Origin of the sequence: Oxynema aestuarii AP17 (assembly GCF_012295525.1) — a bacterium.
Classification (GTDB): domain Bacteria; phylum Cyanobacteriota; class Cyanobacteriia; order Cyanobacteriales; family Laspinemataceae; genus Oxynema; species Oxynema aestuarii.
In genome coordinates this window covers 624,522-642,791 of sequence record NZ_CP051167.1, presented here as the reverse complement: position 1 = coordinate 642,791, position 18,270 = coordinate 624,522, and the positions used below count along the sequence as shown (strand labels likewise).

General features: G+C 47.3%; 14 protein-coding genes and 1 pseudogene. 9 read left to right on the top strand and 6 right to left on the bottom strand.

Annotated elements, in window-relative coordinates; translation table 11 throughout:
* The first annotated feature begins 107 nt into the window (after positions 1 to 107).
* On the top strand, positions 108 to 401 hold the full coding sequence (locus HCG48_RS02655) for a YciI family protein (RefSeq protein ID WP_445974475.1): 294 nt from the start codon (positions 108 to 110) through the stop codon (positions 399 to 401).
* A 155-nt stretch (positions 402 to 556) separates the two neighbouring features.
* On the opposite strand, the pseudogene HCG48_RS02650 reads toward HCG48_RS02655, so the two are convergent.
* Positions 557 to 1,914 (bottom strand): annotated as a pseudogene (locus HCG48_RS02650) (helix-turn-helix domain-containing protein).
* Between the two features lie 465 nt (positions 1,915 to 2,379).
* Here HCG48_RS02650 and HCG48_RS02645 point away from each other — a divergent pair.
* From HCG48_RS02645 to HCG48_RS02610, 8 genes are all read left to right on the top strand, one after another.
* Positions 2,380 to 3,591: a hypothetical protein gene (locus tag HCG48_RS02645; RefSeq protein WP_168567774.1), complete on the top strand. Its 1,212-nt coding sequence runs from the start codon at positions 2,380 to 2,382 to the stop codon at positions 3,589 to 3,591.
* A gap of 27 nt (positions 3,592 to 3,618) precedes the next feature.
* Positions 3,619 to 4,179: a hypothetical protein gene (locus HCG48_RS02640; protein WP_168567773.1), complete on the top strand. Its 561-nt coding sequence runs from the start codon at positions 3,619 to 3,621 to the stop codon at positions 4,177 to 4,179.
* Positions 4,180 to 4,223: 44 nt separating this feature from the next.
* Positions 4,224 to 4,625: a roadblock/LC7 domain-containing protein gene (locus HCG48_RS02635; protein WP_168567772.1), complete on the top strand. Its 402-nt coding sequence runs from the start codon at positions 4,224 to 4,226 to the stop codon at positions 4,623 to 4,625.
* A gap of 414 nt (positions 4,626 to 5,039) precedes the next feature.
* Entirely contained in the window at positions 5,040 to 6,275 is a 1,236-nt protein-coding gene (locus tag HCG48_RS02630; protein ID WP_168567771.1) for an AAA family ATPase, read from the top strand.
* Positions 6,268 to 6,972 carry a hypothetical protein gene (locus HCG48_RS02625; protein ID WP_168567770.1) on the top strand — a complete coding sequence of 235 codons (705 nt, stop codon included), beginning with the start codon at positions 6,268 to 6,270 and terminating at the stop codon, positions 6,970 to 6,972. Before HCG48_RS02630 ends, HCG48_RS02625 begins: the two co-directional genes overlap by 8 nt.
* Positions 6,973 to 7,484: 512 nt before the next feature.
* Positions 7,485 to 7,754, top strand: coding sequence for a hypothetical protein (locus tag HCG48_RS02620; RefSeq protein ID WP_168567769.1), 270 nt, complete (start codon positions 7,485 to 7,487; stop codon positions 7,752 to 7,754).
* The gene (locus HCG48_RS02615) at positions 7,754 to 8,131 is read left to right on the top strand and encodes a clan AA aspartic protease (RefSeq protein WP_168567768.1); all 378 of its coding nucleotides are present in this window, start codon (positions 7,754 to 7,756) and stop codon (positions 8,129 to 8,131) included. The genes HCG48_RS02620 and HCG48_RS02615 overlap by 1 nt, the downstream gene beginning before the upstream one ends.
* Positions 8,132 to 8,162: 31 nt before the next feature.
* Positions 8,163 to 8,378 (top strand): hypothetical protein, encoded by a 216-nt coding sequence (locus HCG48_RS02610; protein ID WP_168567767.1) that lies wholly within the window; start codon positions 8,163 to 8,165, stop codon positions 8,376 to 8,378.
* Positions 8,379 to 8,632: 254 nt separating this feature from the next.
* Here HCG48_RS02610 and HCG48_RS02605 read toward each other — a convergent pair whose 3' ends face one another.
* From HCG48_RS02605 to HCG48_RS02575, 5 genes are all read right to left on the bottom strand, one after another.
* Positions 8,633 to 8,959 carry a helix-turn-helix domain-containing protein gene (locus tag HCG48_RS02605; protein ID WP_246259859.1) on the bottom strand — a complete coding sequence of 109 codons (327 nt, stop codon included), beginning with the start codon at positions 8,957 to 8,959 and terminating at the stop codon, positions 8,633 to 8,635.
* 462 nt (positions 8,960 to 9,421) lie between these two features.
* Entirely contained in the window at positions 9,422 to 11,644 is a 2,223-nt protein-coding gene (topA, locus tag HCG48_RS02590; protein ID WP_168567766.1) for a type I DNA topoisomerase, read from the bottom strand.
* A gap of 150 nt (positions 11,645 to 11,794) precedes the next feature.
* Positions 11,795 to 12,673 carry a carbohydrate ABC transporter permease gene (locus HCG48_RS02585; protein WP_246259857.1) on the bottom strand — a complete coding sequence of 293 codons (879 nt, stop codon included), beginning with the start codon at positions 12,671 to 12,673 and terminating at the stop codon, positions 11,795 to 11,797.
* Positions 12,674 to 12,745: 72 nt separating this feature from the next.
* The gene (locus HCG48_RS02580) at positions 12,746 to 14,338 is read right to left on the bottom strand and encodes a hybrid sensor histidine kinase/response regulator (RefSeq protein WP_168567765.1); all 1,593 of its coding nucleotides are present in this window, start codon (positions 14,336 to 14,338) and stop codon (positions 12,746 to 12,748) included.
* Positions 14,339 to 14,466: 128 nt separating this feature from the next.
* Positions 14,467 to 18,159, bottom strand: a complete 3,693-nt coding sequence (locus HCG48_RS02575) for a PAS domain S-box protein (RefSeq protein WP_168567764.1) — start codon at positions 18,157 to 18,159, stop codon at positions 14,467 to 14,469.
* Between the last annotated feature and the right edge of the window lie 111 nt (positions 18,160 to 18,270).

Sequence of the window (18,270 nt, the reverse complement as noted above, 5' to 3'; positions counted from 1 at the left end):
ATACAATATCTGTGTAGAGGTGATTCGCGAATCACCTCTACAGGGTGTGGGTAAACTCACTCTTAAAGGCGCTGTAAATGCCAGAATCTGTCTCAATCTAAATTGAAATGACTATAAAAATAAATATTAAAATGCCAAAATATGTGATGTGGGGCAGCTACTGCGATCGTGTTCTCGAAAAAAGAGAACCGTTTCGCCAAGCTCATTTAGCCGGAATCAAACAACAGAAAGAAGCGGGATTAATTGTTACCATCGGTCCTACCGCCGATCTGAGTAAAGTGTTTGCGATTTACGACGCCCCCGATGCGGAAACCGTTCGGCGGGCGATCGAGTCCGATCCCTATTGGCAGCATGGAATCTGGACGGAATACGAGGTTAAAGAGTGGATTCAGGCATTCTAATCGAGATTTATTTTAAATCCCTAAAATTCTTATTCTCAACCCTCTCATTTTCGTGTAAAGGGGAATTCATCTACCGAATTCGGACTTAATTTACTTGAAAAGTGGCTTCAATTTCTATCTTCTTGTACTTCTAACTCATTAATGACTTCTATAGTCTATGAAATTAAATTCTTCACATATTGTTTAATCGCAGGTTGTAGTGTTAAACCTGCTGATTTTTCCAGTAAATTTCGTCTAGTTAAAGATTGAATCGCTTTTAAGAAGTCGCGATCGGCTAAAAGTTCTGGAGGTTTTTGGCTAATGTTTACAGGGCGATCTTGGTTGGCTAACCACTGAAGCAGTATTTTCTCGGATTCTGAAAGGCGTTGATAATGTTGTTTGAGGATGGGTTCTAAGTCTCCTAAAAATAGGGTGGGATAGGAGAGAAATTCTCGAACGCTACCATTAAATAAATCGACAATAGTGGAGGCGACGATCTTCAGCCATAAAGGGTTACCGTTGTAAAGTTGGATGAGTTCTGACCATTTTTTGTGGTCTTTGAGTTTTCTGTCGCTGAGAATTTGGGTAGCTAATTTACCTAAACCCGCTACTTGTAAAGTTTTACAATAGGGGTTTTCAGTTTCTAGGGTGGCGATTTCTAGAGTTTTTTCCCAACTAAGCAGCAGCAGACAACTGTAATGAGCGTGTTGAGCAATTTCATTAATTAATTGACCATAATTTTGATATTCTAGGCGATAATTGCCGACTAACTCACCAGGGGTTAAGGTTTCTTGGAAGTCGTCAAGAATGATTAAGCAACGCTGATTTTTCAGATGATCTACAAGGGAGTTGCGAGAGTTTAAGTAGTTGACGATTGATGGGTTTTGGATGGGGGGCGTTGGGGCGATAAATTCGATGATGTTGCTTTGCAGGGCGTTCAGGGTGGGAAATTTGCGATGAGTGCGCCACAGGATGCGATCGAAGTTGTCTTTTATTTGTTCTACCAGTTGTCTCGCTAGGGCGGTTTTCCCAATCCCTGATAGTCCGGTTAGGGTGACAATGCGGCTATTTTCTTCGAGTATCCATTGTTTGAGGGTAGCCAGTTGCTCGGTACGGTTGTAGAGGCAGTTATATTCCGGTGCTTGGCTGAGGTCGTGGCGGGGTTCTGATTTGCTGCTAGGGATGGAGGGCGATCGTTTTTTTTTGAGTGATTGTATAGATCGTTACAGACATTTATCTTGTTACCAATGTGGAGGCTCCCTGTATTAAAGGAATAGAAGATTCCATTTTCGATGAGCGATCGCACATTCTTCTTTTTAACATCTTCTCCCAACAGGTCAGATAAGAGTTTCCACAATTCCGATGCCGACTTTCGCACATAATCGTTGCTACAGTGGTATTCCTCAGAGATATCCTTATATCCTTTACCTTCCCATACCCCCTCCAAAATAGCCCGTTGCAGCGAGTCCAGATGCTGCCCGGTTCTGGCAAAAATCAGCTCATCAGTCCACTGCAAAGCCTCTTGAATCTCCATAGCTGCTAAATGAGGTTGTAAATTTTGTTCCTTTTGACCCCCTATTATCACACATTTTCCCCTTTTTGGCAATAAAATCCTACATTTTCCCACTTGTTAACTTTTACAACTGTCAAAAATTCCCCCTTGAATTACACTTTTATGGGGTTGGCAAACTGAAAATTAAGGTGAGAAAATAATAGGGGAAAATAAATCGAATTTTAACTCAATTCAAAAATAGTAAGATATTTAACTAAAATAAAATGCGATAAAACAAAACCTAAAAAACTTAAATTTCTACACAATACCATAGGGCAAAATTGTCCTAATGCACGGATACAATAACCATCAAAAATAAATAAAATAGAGTCATTAATAACAGAATTAGAAATGCTGGTGTTTGAAAATTTATTGGCTGGCAATCATGTAATCCTCAGTTTCTAAAATGATGGTTAAGTAAAATAATCATTATTGGTGATAATCCTTATGATGTATTTTTTAGTTTCTTTCATCTCTGTGGAGGCGACAATTCTAGTTATAGGGGCTGTGTATCTGCGGTATATGCGTCAGCTATATTTCCAGGTATCTTCAATTAAGGAAAACAGTGAAGATAATCTAAATTTTAAACAAGTATCTCTTCAAGAAATTGGGTTCATTATTATCTGTTTTTTATGGATTACTTTATTTTTAGGTTTAATTGTCTCAAACCAATTTACAAATGCCATCAATAAACCAGCTATATTAATGTCGCTATTGAGTTCATTTATGCCATTGGTTGTACCCATCCCCCAGATAGAAGCTTTTTTAAATAAAAAACTTCCCTGGGCTATTGTGGTTACAGAAAAACAGCCAAATTTACTATGTCCAGAAAAGATAACGCAAACCATAAAAGATTTAGAGAAAATAAGTGAGTATAAAAAATACGAAAATAATTTGCTTCCAAAGATAAACAGAAGTTTGGACAAACTGATTGATTCTGGAAGTAAAAAAAATCAAGATTCAGATAACGACCAAATTAAACCCATCAAAGAGTTCTTAAACCAATTCAATAATTCGTCAATCATTCCAGAAATCAAAAAAGATGTTGTTGATACGCTGCTTGAGCTTTTGAAAAAACAAGAAGATATATTATATACAGCCCAAATTGTTGATATAATTATTGACGAAGTAATTCTTCTCCCAAGCGATGAATTCAAAAGAATATTTTTAACTTGGTTCAAAGTAATAGAACAAGTAGAAGATTTGGGTCAAGACGATAATAGTTTTAATCAACATTTATCAAAAAAATATAAAATTTTTATTTGCTATATAAAGTGCTTACAAAAGCTTAGGCTCAAGAGTAAACAATCAAAATCAGGAAATATAATGGCAGAATACCAGGCAAATATTCAAAACTTAGCCTGGGGAAATAATGGTATAATGACCATGTTTAGTCGAATTCATTCCAACCTTAGTAAAATTGACGATGAAGAGAAAAAAATCGAATATTTCCAGATATTTGCAGAGCCGGTATTTCAAGACTTACATGACATATATGACGATCTGTTGGAGTTTGGGGAAAAATCTAAGAAAGCCCCCGTTTACAATGCCATTTCTAGGATCGTGAGCACATATTTTCCTAGTCCTAATGGCAATCAAGATATTAGAAATAAGCTGAGTGATTTACAAAGACGTTTGGAAGTTGAGATTGATAAATGATTTGAACAGAGGAGGTAGCTAAATCAAATGATTCAAGGTCAAAATATCTACAGAGAACTACTGCAAAGTTGGGCAGTAGCATACGAAAAAGCAATTCGTGAGTATGCCGGTAGGGCAACACCGAAAAGAATTGTTGATGAAGCCTATTGTTATGCAGTAGAAGATTGGACTAAGAGGTTGCTGGAATTAGGACTAATTACAGCAATTATGGAACCACAATATGATTCAATGCTGGCTGCTATTGAACATCATATTGAAAACTTAATTGCCGCCAGTATGTGGACAGAACAAAATAGACCAACAATTACACTCAGAGAAGGAAGAATAGATGAACTTGACATTACCATCCCTCATTGTGGTTACAGTCAAGGTTGCAAAGACAAAGCTGGAATAAATCAGCAAGACTTCAATAAACCTGAAAATCTAAGACAGTTCCCATGTCAAAGACTGGGTTGTTTTGTTGGAGCCGTTAGAAAATATCTGGCTCCCAATACCTTACCAGACCAGGAAAGAACTACTTATCAAATGACAACTGTGCATACAGAGCAAGGATGCACCGGAGTAATCTTTGTACAGCACAGAGGTTAAGCTCAAATATTTTCAGCAATTGATTAAGTGGAGGAACAAACATCATGGTTGGCAACAAAAATTTTCCAATAGACGAGAATCTCAGTTCAATTTTGCGCTCTTTTAAAGATAAGTTTAATGGCATTAAAATAGTATTTTTACTAAGTATTGATGCCGAATATAGCGTAATTTCTTCTTATCCAAAAGATGAAAGTAAAAATGACGAGTTTATCGGGGATGTATGTATGTCTCAGGTGCGTAATCTACTCCAAGAAAATATTATTTTAACAGAAATGGAGTTAGTAACTAACGACAACAAAATTTATGTCATCCGAGTATCAGACAATTTCTTTCTTTGTTTGATTACAGACATTGATAATTTTAAAATTGGATTAGCCAAACGGTTCATGGAGGGTACGAAAAATGATATCCTCACCGCCATGAAAAATTATGGCGGTCGCGCATAAAAAACTATAAACTTTGCCATACAAATCCATATAACTTATGTAAAAACAAAAGTTATATGGATTGTATTCAAGTAAATTGGGTTTACTCGAGGCAGAGCCTCCCTGTAAGCATTCCCAGGCTGGAGCCTGGGAACGAGTTAAACGAGTTAAATTAAATAGTGTGGTTAACCGGGTTGATTTTTTTGAAAAATAGGGAGCATCGATCGCCCTCCTTTAAAATCCATTCTTTGTGTTCGAGTTCTGTGGTAAAAAATACCCAGATTTATTTTACCGAAAAATAGAGGGGAGATCGCATTGTCAGGTTTCTGTATCCTAACCAAGATTTCACTAGAAACCCGGTTTCTCGTCACGATCGCGATCGCCTCCATGTCAGAATGAAGGAAAAGTTCTGACCAAGATAGTTCAAGGAATCTCATGGCGATCGCCGAACTAGATCGTACTACCATCAACCCAGGACAGCCAACGATCCGTGAGGTCAAAATCCGAGGCTTCAAGTCCATTTACTCCGCCACCCTAGAACTAGGCAGAGTGAATTGCTTCATCGGCGCCAATGGAGCGGGCAAAAGCAACCTACTGGAAGCCTTGGGAGTCTTGGGAGCCGCAGCCAATGGAGTCGTCGATGATGAAAGCCTGCTGCGTCGTGGAGTGCGGGCAGGCTTACCCCGGCTGTATAAAAGCTCCTTTGCGACAGACCGCACTCCTGCCCACATTGCCATTGGGGTCACAGGCTCAAACAACGAAGCCTATCGGGTTTCTTTGCTTAATCCCCTCGATTCCCCTGAACCCGCTTGGTCCTATAAAACCGAAGTCCTCAGCGACGGCTATGAGGAAATCCTTTCTGATGGCATTCGCAACAAGAAGAACCTCAACCCCAAAGCAGGTTTGGCTGCCTTGCAGTTGGTGGATCTAGCCCCCAATAATGCCGCTGCTCAACTCATGCAGCGCCTCCAGGAATTCGCCATTTATTGCCCGAACACCCCCACCCTGCGTGGCATCGTCCCCGACCAACAATCGCGTCTCCCCCTAGGTCTGAGTGGGGGACTACTCGCCGAAGGGTTTGCCGCCCTGCGTCAACACTTAGAGGGCAGAGGGCAAGAGGGTGAGGAGATTCTGGATCGAGTACTGGAGTTGATCGACTGGGTGGCTGATATCCAAACCACCAGCTATGGAACTAACCTGCTCTCGCCCAAGGTGCCTCGGACTAAGCTACTCCTGAAATTCAGCGATCGCTTTATGAACCAAAGCCGCAACGAACTTACCGCCTACGATGCCAGCGAAGGCGCACTTTACGTCATCTTTGCGGCGGTGCTGTGCCTCCTACCCCAAGCTCCCCGACTACTGGCGATCGACAATCTGGACCAAGCCCTGAATCCCCGGCTGCTGGTACGACTGATTTCCCGTCTTTCCGGCTGGCTTCAGGATCATGACAGCGATCGTCAACTTCTGTTAACAGTCCATAATCCCGCCGCCCTCGATGGTCTGGACTTACTTGATTCTGAGGTGCGTCTCTTTGTCGTAGAGCGCAATAGCAACGGTCAAACCTGTATCCGTCGCCTGACACTCACCCCCGAACTCACTAAACTAAACCAGCAATATCCCCTATCACGTCTCTGGATTATGGGGCATCTAGGAGCGGTCCCCAATGTCTGATACGTTAAAAATTGCCCTAGTAGCCGAAGGGCCAACGGATTTTGAAGTGATTCAAGCCGCCCTTAAAGCCGTGTTACCCAATCCATTCATAATGACGCTCCTGCAACCCGAAGCGACTCAACCGCAAATGGGAGGCGGTTGGGGCGGTGTGCTGAAATGGTGTCACGCGGCACAACAGAGGCATAATTGCTCCCTCGATACTGACCCCACTTTGATGGGCTTTGATTTGCTAATCATTCATGTAGATGTGGATGTATCGACTTGTCAATATGACAACTGTGGAGCAGCGGTGACAGAACTAGCGCAGCAGAACAACTGGGGAACTCTCCCCTGCTCGCAGCCCTGTCCTCCCGTAGCCGATACTGTGGATGCGCTCATCAGCGCGATCCAAAGCTGGTTAGGACAAGCTACACCGGGCGATCGGACGCTTTTCTGTCTGCCTGCCCAATCCTCCGGCACCTGGTTAGCAGCGGCGGTACTCTCTCCAGGGCATTCCCTCCTAGACGAGTGCGAGTGCGATGTCAACCTAGAGAAGAGACTGGCAAACCTACCCAAGAAAGAGCGCATCAAGAAAAGCAAGCGAGATTACCAAGTCCATGCACTTCGCATTACCCAGCATTGGACACAAGTCAAAGGACTTTGTAGCCAAGCCGCCAATTTTGAGCAGACCGTATTAACCGCAGTCAGTTCCCTGTAGTAGGGGCGTGTTTATGCTGATTTTTCGCCCCTGTAGAGACGCGAAATTTCGCATCTCTACATACATTACATTAAAGCTATTATTAATCCACAGGACAGAGGAGGACTTGTGAAAAAAACCAGCAACAGCAATGTTCTAGAATCACTTTGCGCCATTACGATCGCCCTCCTTAAATTGGTAAAAAATACCCAGGTTTATTTGGTAGAGAACTAGAGGAGCGATCGCATTGTCAGGGCGATCGGTTGGCGGTGGTTGACCCAAAGATTGCGTCTGATGGTTTTCTGTATTCTAACCAAGATTTCACTAGAAACCCGGTTTCTCGGAACAGAGCGATCGCCTAGACTAAGAAACCGGGTTTCTTTGATGGGTTTGGAGCATCCCAACCAAGATTTGAAACCCGGTTTCTCGGCACACCAGACCAGTTTTTTAGGTATAATTACCGTAAATCAAAACCCTCTTAGATTGGTTCGATCGAATTAATCAGTGAAAGCCATTCTATAAAAATTAAAGTTATGACCACGAAACAACCCCGTTACAGTAAAGAGGAATTTGCTCGTCTTGGGGATGAGATTTATGAATCTCAGGTTCGCCCACAAGTAGAGGCAGGTAATTATGGCAAGATTGTGGCGATTGATTTAGAAACTGGAGATTTTGAAGTTGATGCTAGTGAAATTGCTGCCTGCGATCGCCTTGAAGCCACTCACCCTGATGCTCAAATCTGGATTGTGCGGATCGGTTCGGGCTATGTCCGTCGCTTCGGTGGACAAACCAAGAGAATTTGATGATTACTGGAATCGTTAATAGGGATTTTGAACCGATTATTCCCCTATCAGTCTATGGCGCTGATGGCAAAACTTACATAAAAAATGCGATTGTGGATACAGGTTTTAATGGTTGGCTATCATTACCGCCAAATTTAATCGCTCAGTTGAATCTGAGATGGAAAAGGAGAGGAAGAGCTATTCTTGGGGATGGGAGTGAATGTGTCTTCAACATCTATGAAGCCATGTTAGTTTGGGATGGAGAGCTTCTCACCATTCCAGTCGATGAAGCTGATTCGGAACCCCTTGTAGGGATGTCCCTGATGAATGGCTATCAGTTAGTGGTGCAAGTTTTTCCGGGCGGTCTGGTTGAACTCAGCAAAGTAAGCCCAGTCTAATACCTATTTAAAACGAATGGGAGATTAGTCCATGTGGAAAGATGAAATTGTCGAAGAAATTCACCAAATTCGTGAAACCTATGCCAAGTCTTTCAACGATGATTTGAATGCTATATTTGAAGACCTCCGCAAAAAGCAAGCCGAAAGCGGCAGAGAAGTTGTTACTTTGTCGCGCAAACCCGGTCTCAAAACCCGGTGGAGTGGACGATATGTTGGTGATGAAGTAAAGGAAAACAGCCACAGTTAGAAGCCATAGTTAGGAGCGATCGCCCTCCTTAAATTACTCTTCGCGCTTGCGATCGACCTCTTTTAAAATCTCTTCTTTGTGTTCGAGTTCTGTGGTAAAAAATACCCAGATTTATTTTATCAAGAAATAAAGGGGCGATCGCATTTTCAGGCATTGTTAGGGCGATCGGTTGGCGGTGGTTAGCTCAAAAATTGCGTCTGATGGGTTTATGTATCCGAACCAAGATTTCACTAGAAACCGGGTTTCTCCGAACATTACAAAGCAACCACTCGTGTTTGAGCTTCTGGGCAAGACTTGGGTTTTACCACGATTTCCACATCTCGACCAAACGCATTTAAAAAACGAAACAACCGAGTAGTGGAAAAACCCGATAGCTTGCCATTCACTAATGCCGACACTTTAGGCTGGTCAATCCCTAATATTTTTGCCGTCTCAGCTTGAGTGATATGTTCGGCGGCGATAATACCACTAATTCTCCGGGCAAATTCTGCTTTGACCAGTAATTCATCAAAATTTTCTAACTCTAAATCTGCGAACACATTGCCACTGCCTGCTTGTACTTGAATGGGTTGATTTATCATCTGTTCTTCCTACTAATTGATGTAATTTTCTGACTCAAAGCCTTTAAGTGGTTTTGCAGACGGGTGCTTTTCACCACATTGAGCCAGATATAGCGCATAACCAAGACCTTACCGAACCTCCTCTGGAAATTTAAATTGTCAGGAGAACTGCCAACCCACTCAAATGGTTTTAGTAATTCACTCATGCCTCAATCATGCTAGTTTTGGCATATCATGTCAATCTCTGAATCCTGCTAGACTACATTTAACTTGTGATGAAGCGAAGTGGATAAAAATTAAAGCCATTTTTATCCAGCAGAAGAAGGGGACTCTTAAGCAGAAGTACCAGCCCTTCCCGGTTGCATTACCGAAGGCGATACCTTGGAAGAGGTCATGCAGAATTTACAAGATATAGCTATCAGTAGGGTGGGCAAAATTTTGCCCACCCTACTTTGGCGTTTTATAAACAGTAAAAAAGCTTGTTTATTTCGATCGCCCCCGAGAGGTTCGCCGTTGTTTGCGGGGTGTTTTTTTCGCTGTTTTTGCCGTCGGAGTGCCCAATTCTCCCCACTTCGGCGACCACCAATTGCCCGTTTTGGTTTTAAAAAAAGCAACTTCTTTACATTTATCCCGGCGGGTTTTGGGATTGGAACAGCGCAACATGACTTTCTGCTGTCCTTCGCGAGTATATTCGTGACGTTCTAATGGTTGTCCGCATTGAGGACAAGGATGCTCGCTTAACTTCGTCGGATCCGGTTTTTGCTGGGAATAAGGGAGTTCGTATTGCAGGGTAGCAACATTTAAAAACATCACCGTTCCGCATCCTCCCTCACGATCGCTACAACTGAGAAAATGGTCGGCTTTGAGTTTGGGCGATCGCGAAAAAACCTTAGTCATAAACCGTTTGCACTGGGGACAAACTACCTCAGTCGCTTCAGTTTTGACCGCAGAACGATGACCGGACTTTTGTTCAGAAACGCGGGTGGGAACGAACTGCTTAATCTCCTGTTTTGCCTTGATTAAAGCGGGATAAAAATAATCTCGATTCCATCCAGTTAAATAGCTTTCCCAGTTTAATTTTCCATCGGCGATCGCATCTAAATCTCGCTCCATTTTTGCGGTAAAATTTGCTTCGATTAAATCTGGCAAAACTTTCGCTAATACCCCATCCAACTCCATTCCTAAACCCGTTGGTTGTAATTTTCCTTTCGTCAAACTGACGTATTTTCGCTCTTTTAACGTCTTAATTGTCGGGGAATAGGTACTCGGTCTCCCAATTCCCTTGCGTTCCATCAACTGAACTAATTTCGGTTCGCTATAACGCGGTGGCGGTTGGGTTCGTTTTTTATCTGCTCCAGCTCGTTTGCACGTGAGATTTTGGCGGGCTTCGATATTCGGTAACCGAGTATCTTCGCTAATATTGTTCCAGTATTTCGTATATCCTGCAAAAGTCACGACCTGGCCGCGTGCTTCCCAAAATAACGGCCCGGATTGGCTGAGAATGCGTGTTTTCGCCAGTTGCGCCGGACGACATTGGGAGGCGACGGCGCGATTCCAGATGAGCTGGTAAAGTTGGCCTTCTTCGCGGCTCACTTCCCGCGCTAATGCCTCGGGAGTGCGGGTCACGTGAGTGGGGCGAATGGCTTCGTGGGCTTCCTGGGCGTTACCTTTTGAGCGATATCGAGTCACTTTGTCCGGCACGTTGCTGGGGTCGTGTTGTTGCAGGTAGTCGCGCACGGCGGCTTGAAATTCGGCAGAAAGTGAGATCGAATCGGTTCGCATGTAGGTAATATGTCCGGCTTCGTAGAGAGCTTGGGCGACTTTCATGGTTTTGTCCGGACTCAGGCGTAATTTGGCGCCTGCGGCTTGTTGTAGGGTAGAGGTGATAAACGGTGGGGGTGGGGATTGGGAGGTTTTTCGCTTGTCGATGCGGAGGACTTGGTGAGGTTCGCGACGGGCGATCGCCACGATCCGATCGGCTTCAGATTGTGAGAGAACTTTCTGAGATTCCGGGGCTTGTTTAGTGCGGTCTTCAGCTTCGTCGGGTTCCTTGGATTCGTCGTCGGTGGCGTTGGCGTCGCCGCGATAAAAGGCTTTGAATCCTTCGGCGTATTCGACCCAGCAAGACCAATAATCTTGGGGAACGAAGGCTTGAATTTCGGCTTCGCGCTGGCAGAGCAGGTGCAGGGTAGCACTTTGTACTCGTCCCATCGATTTGGCGCCGATCTTGAGCGCCCAAACGACGTGTTTGCTGCCTTTGTAGCCGACGAGTTTGTCGAGACAGTCCCGGGCCCGTCCGGCGGCGACCAGGTCGCGATCGAGGTGGCGGGGCTGGGCGATCGCCCGTCTGACGGCGGCGGGGGTGATTTCTGTATAAGTCACGCGGTAGGGACGGCGGAGGTGTAGTTCGTGAGCTAAATGCCAGCCGATGGTTTCGCCTTCGCGATCGGGGTCGGTGGCGATATACACAGTATCGGCACGGGCGACGGCTTGGCGCAGGTCGGCGATCGTTTTTTGGGCGCGATCGCTCCTGACCGTGTAGCGACATTTGACGCGATCGCCGATCAAATCAAAACCTAACGCATCTTCGCCGTCGTTGGCGAGTTCCCGCACATGTCCCATACTCGCTTTGACTTGCCACCCCGATCCGAGAATTTGGCTGAGTTTTTTAATTTTTCCGGGAGATTCAATTAATAACAGATTCATTGGCCAATATTAGATTTTAGATTTTAGATTTCAGATTTTATAATACTTCTCAATTTTCTTAAGTCCATCGTGGGTTGGCAGATTCATGCTTGTACGGGAATGAGAGGGGGACGTGGGCGGACTGGAGTGTTGTAAGAATTGCTATTTTAATTAAGATTCATGGTTAACGGTAAAAACTAATCGTAATAGAGATAAGGCAAAAATAAATAAAAATAACATCAAGCCGATCGTGCAAGCGTAGCCGATTTCTAATTCAGTGAATGCTTTTTCATATAAATAATAAACGATCGTTTTAGAACTATTGCGCGGACCACCTTGGGTCATGATGTAGACCTCTTCAAATACTTTGGTGGCGGAGATTGAAGAAATAACGGCGACTAAGAATAAATAAGGGCGCATTAAGGGGACGGTAATATCAAAATGCTTGCGGATACCGTCGGAACCGTCGATCGCCGCAGCTTCGTAAACTTCGCCGGGAATGGACTGCAATCCCGCTAAATAGATCGCCATGTAGTAGCCTAATCCTTTCCAAATCGTGACGACCATCACACTAAAAATAGCCAAGTTGGGGCTGGTTAACCAGGGAATACTTTCGCCAAAGATAAAACTCAAACCGCTCATTTTTAGCAGTTGATTGAAGAAACCATTTTCGGCATAAAGCCATTTCCAGGCAATCCCGGCGACGACGAGAGAGATAATGACGGGGGTGTAATAAGCTGCGCGAAACCAACCGATCGCGCGTAGTTTTTGATTGACTAAAATTGCTAAGGCTAACGGGGCTGCAACGAGGACGGGAACGACGCCGACGAGATAGATAAAAGTATTACCAACAGTTTTCCAAAAAACCGGGTCGGATTGTAACTTGCGAAAGTTTGCGAAGCCAATCCATTGAGGGGCTTGGGTGAGGTCGTACTCGTAGCGAGTAAAACTTAAGAAAAACGCATTCAGGGCAGGCCAAAAAACGGTGAGTCCTAAGAGGGTTAAAGCAGGAAAGAGGAATAAATAGGGAATGATTTTGCGGTTTTCCACGGCAAGAATTAGGGCAAAAGATGAAAGCGGTTGAAAGCAGTCAATAGAGAGAAAAGAGAGTTGGCTAGTTGGCTAGGATGATTGTTTGCAGTATCGCGGTAGGGTGACCGTGACCGTCGTTCCGCGACCAATTTTACTTGTAATTTCGATCTGACCTTCGAGTAAGTCTACACATTTTCTAACGATTGACAAACCCAATCCGGTTCCGCGAATCGTACCGACGTTGGTGGCCCGTTGAAAGGATTTGAAGAGGTTGGGGAGATCTTCGGGGGGAATGCCAATTCCGGGGTCTTGAATTCTGATAACGATCGCCTCGTCAGAGGGATTGTCTGGAGTGTATTCGCGCTCTTTTAACGTGAGTTTGAACTCAATTTGACCGCCTTCGGGGGAGTATTTGAGGGCGTTGGAGAGCAGGTTGAGTAAAATATGTTCGAGAATTTTATCGTCGATGGTTACTTCAAGACGATCGCGGTTAGTTTCAAAAGAGATTTGATAACGATCGCCTGCGGTGATTTGACGTTCTTCGACTAAATCGCGGCAAAATTGAACCAACTCTAGAGGAATGGGATTGATGCTGAGTTTTCCGGCTTCGGCTTGACCGATGACAGAAACATCGCTGACCAGTTTGGTCATGTAATCGATCGCGCTTTTAATCCGTTGAAAGTGGCTATTTTTTTTTTCTTCCGACCAAATATCGCTGTAGGTTTGCAATAGCTCACTCGACGAGAGAATGACACTCAACGGGGTTCTAAATTCATGAGAAACATTAGCAATTAAACGGCTTTTGAGTTCGCTCAACTGGCGTTCGAGTTCGAGAGAACGGCGAATTTCCGCTTCGGCGATCGAGCGTTGTTTGACTTCCGTTTCCAAACGAATGCGGTCTTTTTCGAGGGCTTCAGCTTGTTTGCGATCGCTGATATCGCGAAACACCCAAACAACGCCAATGGTACGATTGTTGCGATCGGTAATCGGGGTCACCGTATTTTCGATGGGAATATGGCGTCCTTGTTTGGCCACTAAAACGGCTTCGTCGATCGTTTCTCCAGATAATTGACCGGAAAAAAAGGCCAAGCCGGGATCGGCGATCGCGACCCCTTTATCCTCGTCGATCAAGTACAAGACTTCGGAAACTTCGCGACCGATCGCCTCATTTTGACTCCATCCGGTCAACTGTTCGGCGATCGTATTGAGAAAAGCAATTTTACGACTTTCGTCCGTAGCAATCACCGCATCGCCAATCGAACGCAAAGTCGTCGCAAACCATTCCTTACTCTGTTTTAATTCCTGTTCGAGTTCGTGGCGGTAAATCGCCATTTCGATCGTCGTTTTCAGGCTGCGGGCTTCCAGGGGTTTGACCAAATAGTCGAACGGCGTGGTCAACTTGGCCCGTTGTAGGGTATCGTCGTCGCTATAGGCGGTCAAATAGACCACCGGAATATTGTAGCGGTCGCGAATTTGTTCGGCAGTTTCTACGCCGTCGATTTCGCCGTCCAAATTAATATCCATCAAGACTAAATTCGGTCGATTTTCGGCGATCGAGGCGAGGGCTTCCTCGCCCGATCCCACCGTAATGGGAACTTGATATCCGAGATCTTCCAACATACTTTGAATATCAAGGGCGACAATGCCTTCATCTTCGACTACCAAAATCTGCTCGTTGGCCATTACTTTTGCCTCCCTCGGGCGGTTACAAAAAGAACTCCAGGCTTCGGATGCCACGGGCAGCCGGGGCGATGGGGGGTCGGTCGTTCCAGTCTGAAGTCGCTTGGCGATGCAGACGGGAGGGAAGCGTACTAGTGGGGGACGGGAAAGACAATGCGAAACACCGTCCCTGATTCGGCAAGCAACTCCATGCTTCCTTTGAGTTGCTTGACTAAGGTATTGACCAGTTGCATTCCCAACGATTGAGTGTTGCCCAAACTCAACCCCTGGGGTAAACCGACCCCATTGTCCCCCACGGTCAAAATCATTTGGGGATCGGCCCGGTCGAGGGGGACGGTAGATGGACTGGAATTCGACAAAGCGGACTCGTCAAATAACGCGATCCAAATTTCCCCCGTGCGATCGCCGGGAAAGCCATGCTTGAGGGCATTAGATACCAATTCGTTCACAATTAGTCCACAAGGAATTGCTACATCGACACCGAGAAAGATGTCATGAATATTAATTTTAAGGGAAACCCGTTGGATATTGGCGCCGTAAGAACGAAACAAGTGGTTTGTTAGTGTTTTGATATATTGACTGAAATCTACCCGGGCTAAATCTTGAGATTGATAGAGTTTTTCATGGATAAAAGCGATCGACTGAATGCGATTTTGACTGTCATAAAATAATTGGCGGGTTTGAGGATCCCCAAGAGTTCTAGATTGGAGATTGAGCAAACTGGAGATGACTTGAAGGTTATTTTTAACCCGGTGGTGAATCTCTTTAAGTAGCACTTCCTTTTCTTGTAAAGAGGCTTTCAAGCGCGCCTCAGCTTTTTTACTTTCGGTAATGTCATAAAAACAGCCGACAATTTCGGCACGGCGATCGCCGCGAATCAGGCGCAGTTGGTCGCGCACCCAACAGTAACTGCCATGACGACGGCGAAACCGATATTCGACGACGATCGCTTCCGAACGTCCCACCCTGGCTAAAGCATCCCGAAAGCGACCCGCATCGTCAGGATGAATGCAATCGACCCAAAACGCGGGATTTTCTAAGAACTCTTGGGAGTCGTAACCGAGCAGTCGCGTGACATTCTCGCTAATAAACGTCGTGGCGTAAGGCGGCGAACTTTCAGCGCTGTAAACCACCGTCGGATTGACCGCCAACAGGTGTTCGAGTCGTTCTCGAATCGCCCGCAGGTCTTGTTCCGCTTGTTGGCGTTCGGTGATATCGAGAATAATGGTGCCGACCCCTCGCTGGCTGCCCTTATTCAACGGTACCGGAAAATAGTACACCATCCAATGGCGTATCTTTTGGGGACGCGTCCGGGTCGGAAAAGACAACTCCAAATTCAACAACGGTTTCCCGGAGTGCAACACTTGTTCTTGCAACGGCACCACGCGATCGGCCCAGGCGGGGAAGATCTCGCGGTCCGTTTTGCCGATCGCCTCGCGGGCGGGGACACCGTGGATGTCGGCGAGGGCCTGATTGACTTGCAAATAACGCAGGCGCTCATCTTGCAAAGACAGCCCCACGTAAACTTGACCGATCGCCGTAAAAAACGAGTGCAGCAACTGTTCGCGCTGGGCGAGTTCCCGTTCCAACGCCTTGCGATCGCTCAGATCGCGCCCTTCCACGATCAACTGCACCACCCGGGCGAGATCGTCGCGAATCGGCTCGATCGAAATATCTAACGTGATTGTGCGATCGCCCTCAATTTCCACCTCGATTTCGCAGCGAACGAACTCGCCGCGCGCCGCCGCCGCTACCCCCGAGCGAATTTGGGTCGCCGCCGCCTCGGACCAGCACGGATAAGGGCGATCGCCCGTCAAATCGCGGCGAGGCGCGTCCCAAAACGAACAGCCGATCGCCTCATGTGCCGAAATCCCCCATAAATCCAAGGTCGTTTGGTTGACCTCCAAAATCGCTCCCTCGACGGTCAACACGGCCATATACTGGAACGTCTGGTCGAAAATCGCGCGAAAACGGCGTTCGGTTTGGGAAAGTGCCGCTTCGATCTGCTTGCGATCGGTAATATCGCGGGCGATCCCGTCGATGCGTAACGGTTGACCGTCTTCTGCGAACGAGAGTTGACCGCGATCGTGAAGCCAGCGCACTGTGCCGTCCGGTCGCACGATTCGATATTCGAGGTCTTTCCAGCCGAGGGTCAGCACTTGCCGGGCATTGGCGCGCACCCGATCGCGGTCGGCGGGATGGACCACCTCCAACCACAGTTCCGGGCGATCGAAAAATTCCCGACAGGTACGCCCGAACACCACCTCGGTCACCGGATTGAGATAAAGTAACTGGTGAGTTCGCGCGCAGACCGACCACACCACGTCATTGAGAGAATTGAGGATATTTTCGAGCCGTCGTTCGCTCTCGCGCAACGCCGACTCGACTTGAACCCGGCAGGCAATTTCTGCTTGTAATTGCTCGACCACCTGGCGCAGTTCGGCGGTTTGTTGGCGCACCCGACTTTCCAAACTTTGATTGAGCTGTTCGAGTTTTTGGCGGGCTTGTTCTCGTTCGGTGATGTCGCGATCCACGCCGCGATAGCCCCGAAATTCGCCGTCGGCACTAAACAGGGGAACCCCACTGCTTTCGAGGATCCCCCAACGACCGCCTCGGTGGCGGACCGTGCGTTTCAACAACTCGAACGGGCGGCGATCGCGCCAAAACCGCCCGAAAGTTTCCCGGTACGCCTCCACCTGGGCCGGATCGAGGGTGTCGAATACCGTCGTGCCGACAATTTCGGCGGGTTCGTAGCCTAAAATATCGCGAATGCGCGGGCTGGCGTAAGTGTAAACCCCCTGGGCGTTCATTTCCCACACCCAATCGGCCATAGTTTCGATCGCCTGACGAAAGCGTTCTTCGCTGAAACGGAGTAACTTTTGGGCGACCTGGCGCTGAAAGATTTCGAGGCGCAGTTGTTCGACGACCGTTTTTACGGGGGGGTTGGGGCGATCCCGACCGATTTCGGAGCGAGTGGGGCGCGCAACGCCGAAGTGCAAGGCTTCGGGGCTGAGGCTGGCGAGCAGGTCCGTGAGTTCGAGCAGGCCGACGATCGCCCCATTCGCGTCTTTAACGGCCAAATGGCGGACGTGATGGAGTTGCATTAACTGGTAGGCAGTCCACCAGGAATCCTCCTGCTGACAGCACACGGGCGCGATCCAGGCTTGACCCTCCAGGGGGCGATCGGCGTCAATTGCGCAGGCCCAGGCGGCGATCGCGTCGGCTGCGGCGACGGTGGCGATCGCTTCCCCCGCGCGGGCTAACAGCACGCTGGTGCGACCCGTCCGCGCCATCTCTCGGACGGCGACCCGGTACGAGTCTCGCGGATCGATGGCCACGGGAGCGGTCAGATCCAGGGAAGCCACCGGGAGATCGCGCAAGGTCGGCGTGACGTGAAGGGCGCGGGCGAGACTTTCCGGGGCGATCGCCCCGAGAAGCTGACCCGTAGCACTGTTGACCGGAAGCGGGGCAAACTGCTGCTGGTAGAGAAGGGCGATCGCCCGGGTCAGATCGAGGCTTTCCGTCGCTTCCACGGCGTTTCCGAGGCACTGGGTCGCGTCGCCGAGGGTGAGCGCCGCCAAGTCCCGCTCCTCGGCGAGCAGGCGCACCGCGTCGCTTTCCGCGAACACCCCCAACCATTGCCAAGGCTGACCGGGTTGTAAGGAGCCTCCCCCACGCTGACCCCACGGTTCGACGACGGCGAGATAGCTGACTCGCCCCCGGTGCATGAGGGCGAGAGCTTGTGCGAGGGGAGTTTCCGGACCCACCGCCAGGGGATGGCGATCCAAAACTGCCGCTAACGGGGAGGTGAACTCTAGAACCATCGTCCTGCTAGAGCGATCGGGTGTTTTTCATCGGAGTTTTGTGGATAAAATTTGGTCTGAGGGCCGAGGGGTGGCGATCCTGTTCCCGAGAGACGGCGATCGCCGGAAACC

Bases quoted from the DNA above. Each gene is read 5' to 3' on its own strand.
- HCG48_RS02610 (WP_168567767.1), top strand. From the start codon at position 8,163: ATGTGGAAAGATGAAATTGTCGAAGAAATTCACCAAATTCGTGAAACC.
- HCG48_RS02640 (WP_168567773.1), top strand. From the start codon at position 3,619: ATGATTCAAGGTCAAAATATCTACAGAGAACTACTGCAAAGTTGGGCA.
- HCG48_RS02605 (WP_246259859.1), bottom strand. From the start codon at position 8,959: ATGATAAATCAACCCATTCAAGTACAAGCAGGCAGTGGCAATGTGTTC.
- HCG48_RS02615 (WP_168567768.1), top strand. From the start codon at position 7,754: ATGATTACTGGAATCGTTAATAGGGATTTTGAACCGATTATTCCCCTA.
- HCG48_RS02655 (WP_445974475.1), top strand. From the start codon at position 108: ATGACTATAAAAATAAATATTAAAATGCCAAAATATGTGATGTGGGGC.
- HCG48_RS02645 (WP_168567774.1), top strand. From the start codon at position 2,380: ATGATGTATTTTTTAGTTTCTTTCATCTCTGTGGAGGCGACAATTCTA.
- HCG48_RS02630 (WP_168567771.1), top strand. From the start codon at position 5,040: ATGGCGATCGCCGAACTAGATCGTACTACCATCAACCCAGGACAGCCA.
- HCG48_RS02575 (WP_168567764.1), bottom strand. From the start codon at position 18,159: ATGGTTCTAGAGTTCACCTCCCCGTTAGCGGCAGTTTTGGATCGCCAT.
- HCG48_RS02620 (WP_168567769.1), top strand. From the start codon at position 7,485: ATGACCACGAAACAACCCCGTTACAGTAAAGAGGAATTTGCTCGTCTT.
- HCG48_RS02635 (WP_168567772.1), top strand. From the start codon at position 4,224: ATGGTTGGCAACAAAAATTTTCCAATAGACGAGAATCTCAGTTCAATT.
- HCG48_RS02625 (WP_168567770.1), top strand. From the start codon at position 6,268: ATGTCTGATACGTTAAAAATTGCCCTAGTAGCCGAAGGGCCAACGGAT.
- topA (WP_168567766.1), bottom strand. From the start codon at position 11,644: ATGAATCTGTTATTAATTGAATCTCCCGGAAAAATTAAAAAACTCAGC.
- HCG48_RS02580 (WP_168567765.1), bottom strand. From the start codon at position 14,338: ATGGCCAACGAGCAGATTTTGGTAGTCGAAGATGAAGGCATTGTCGCC.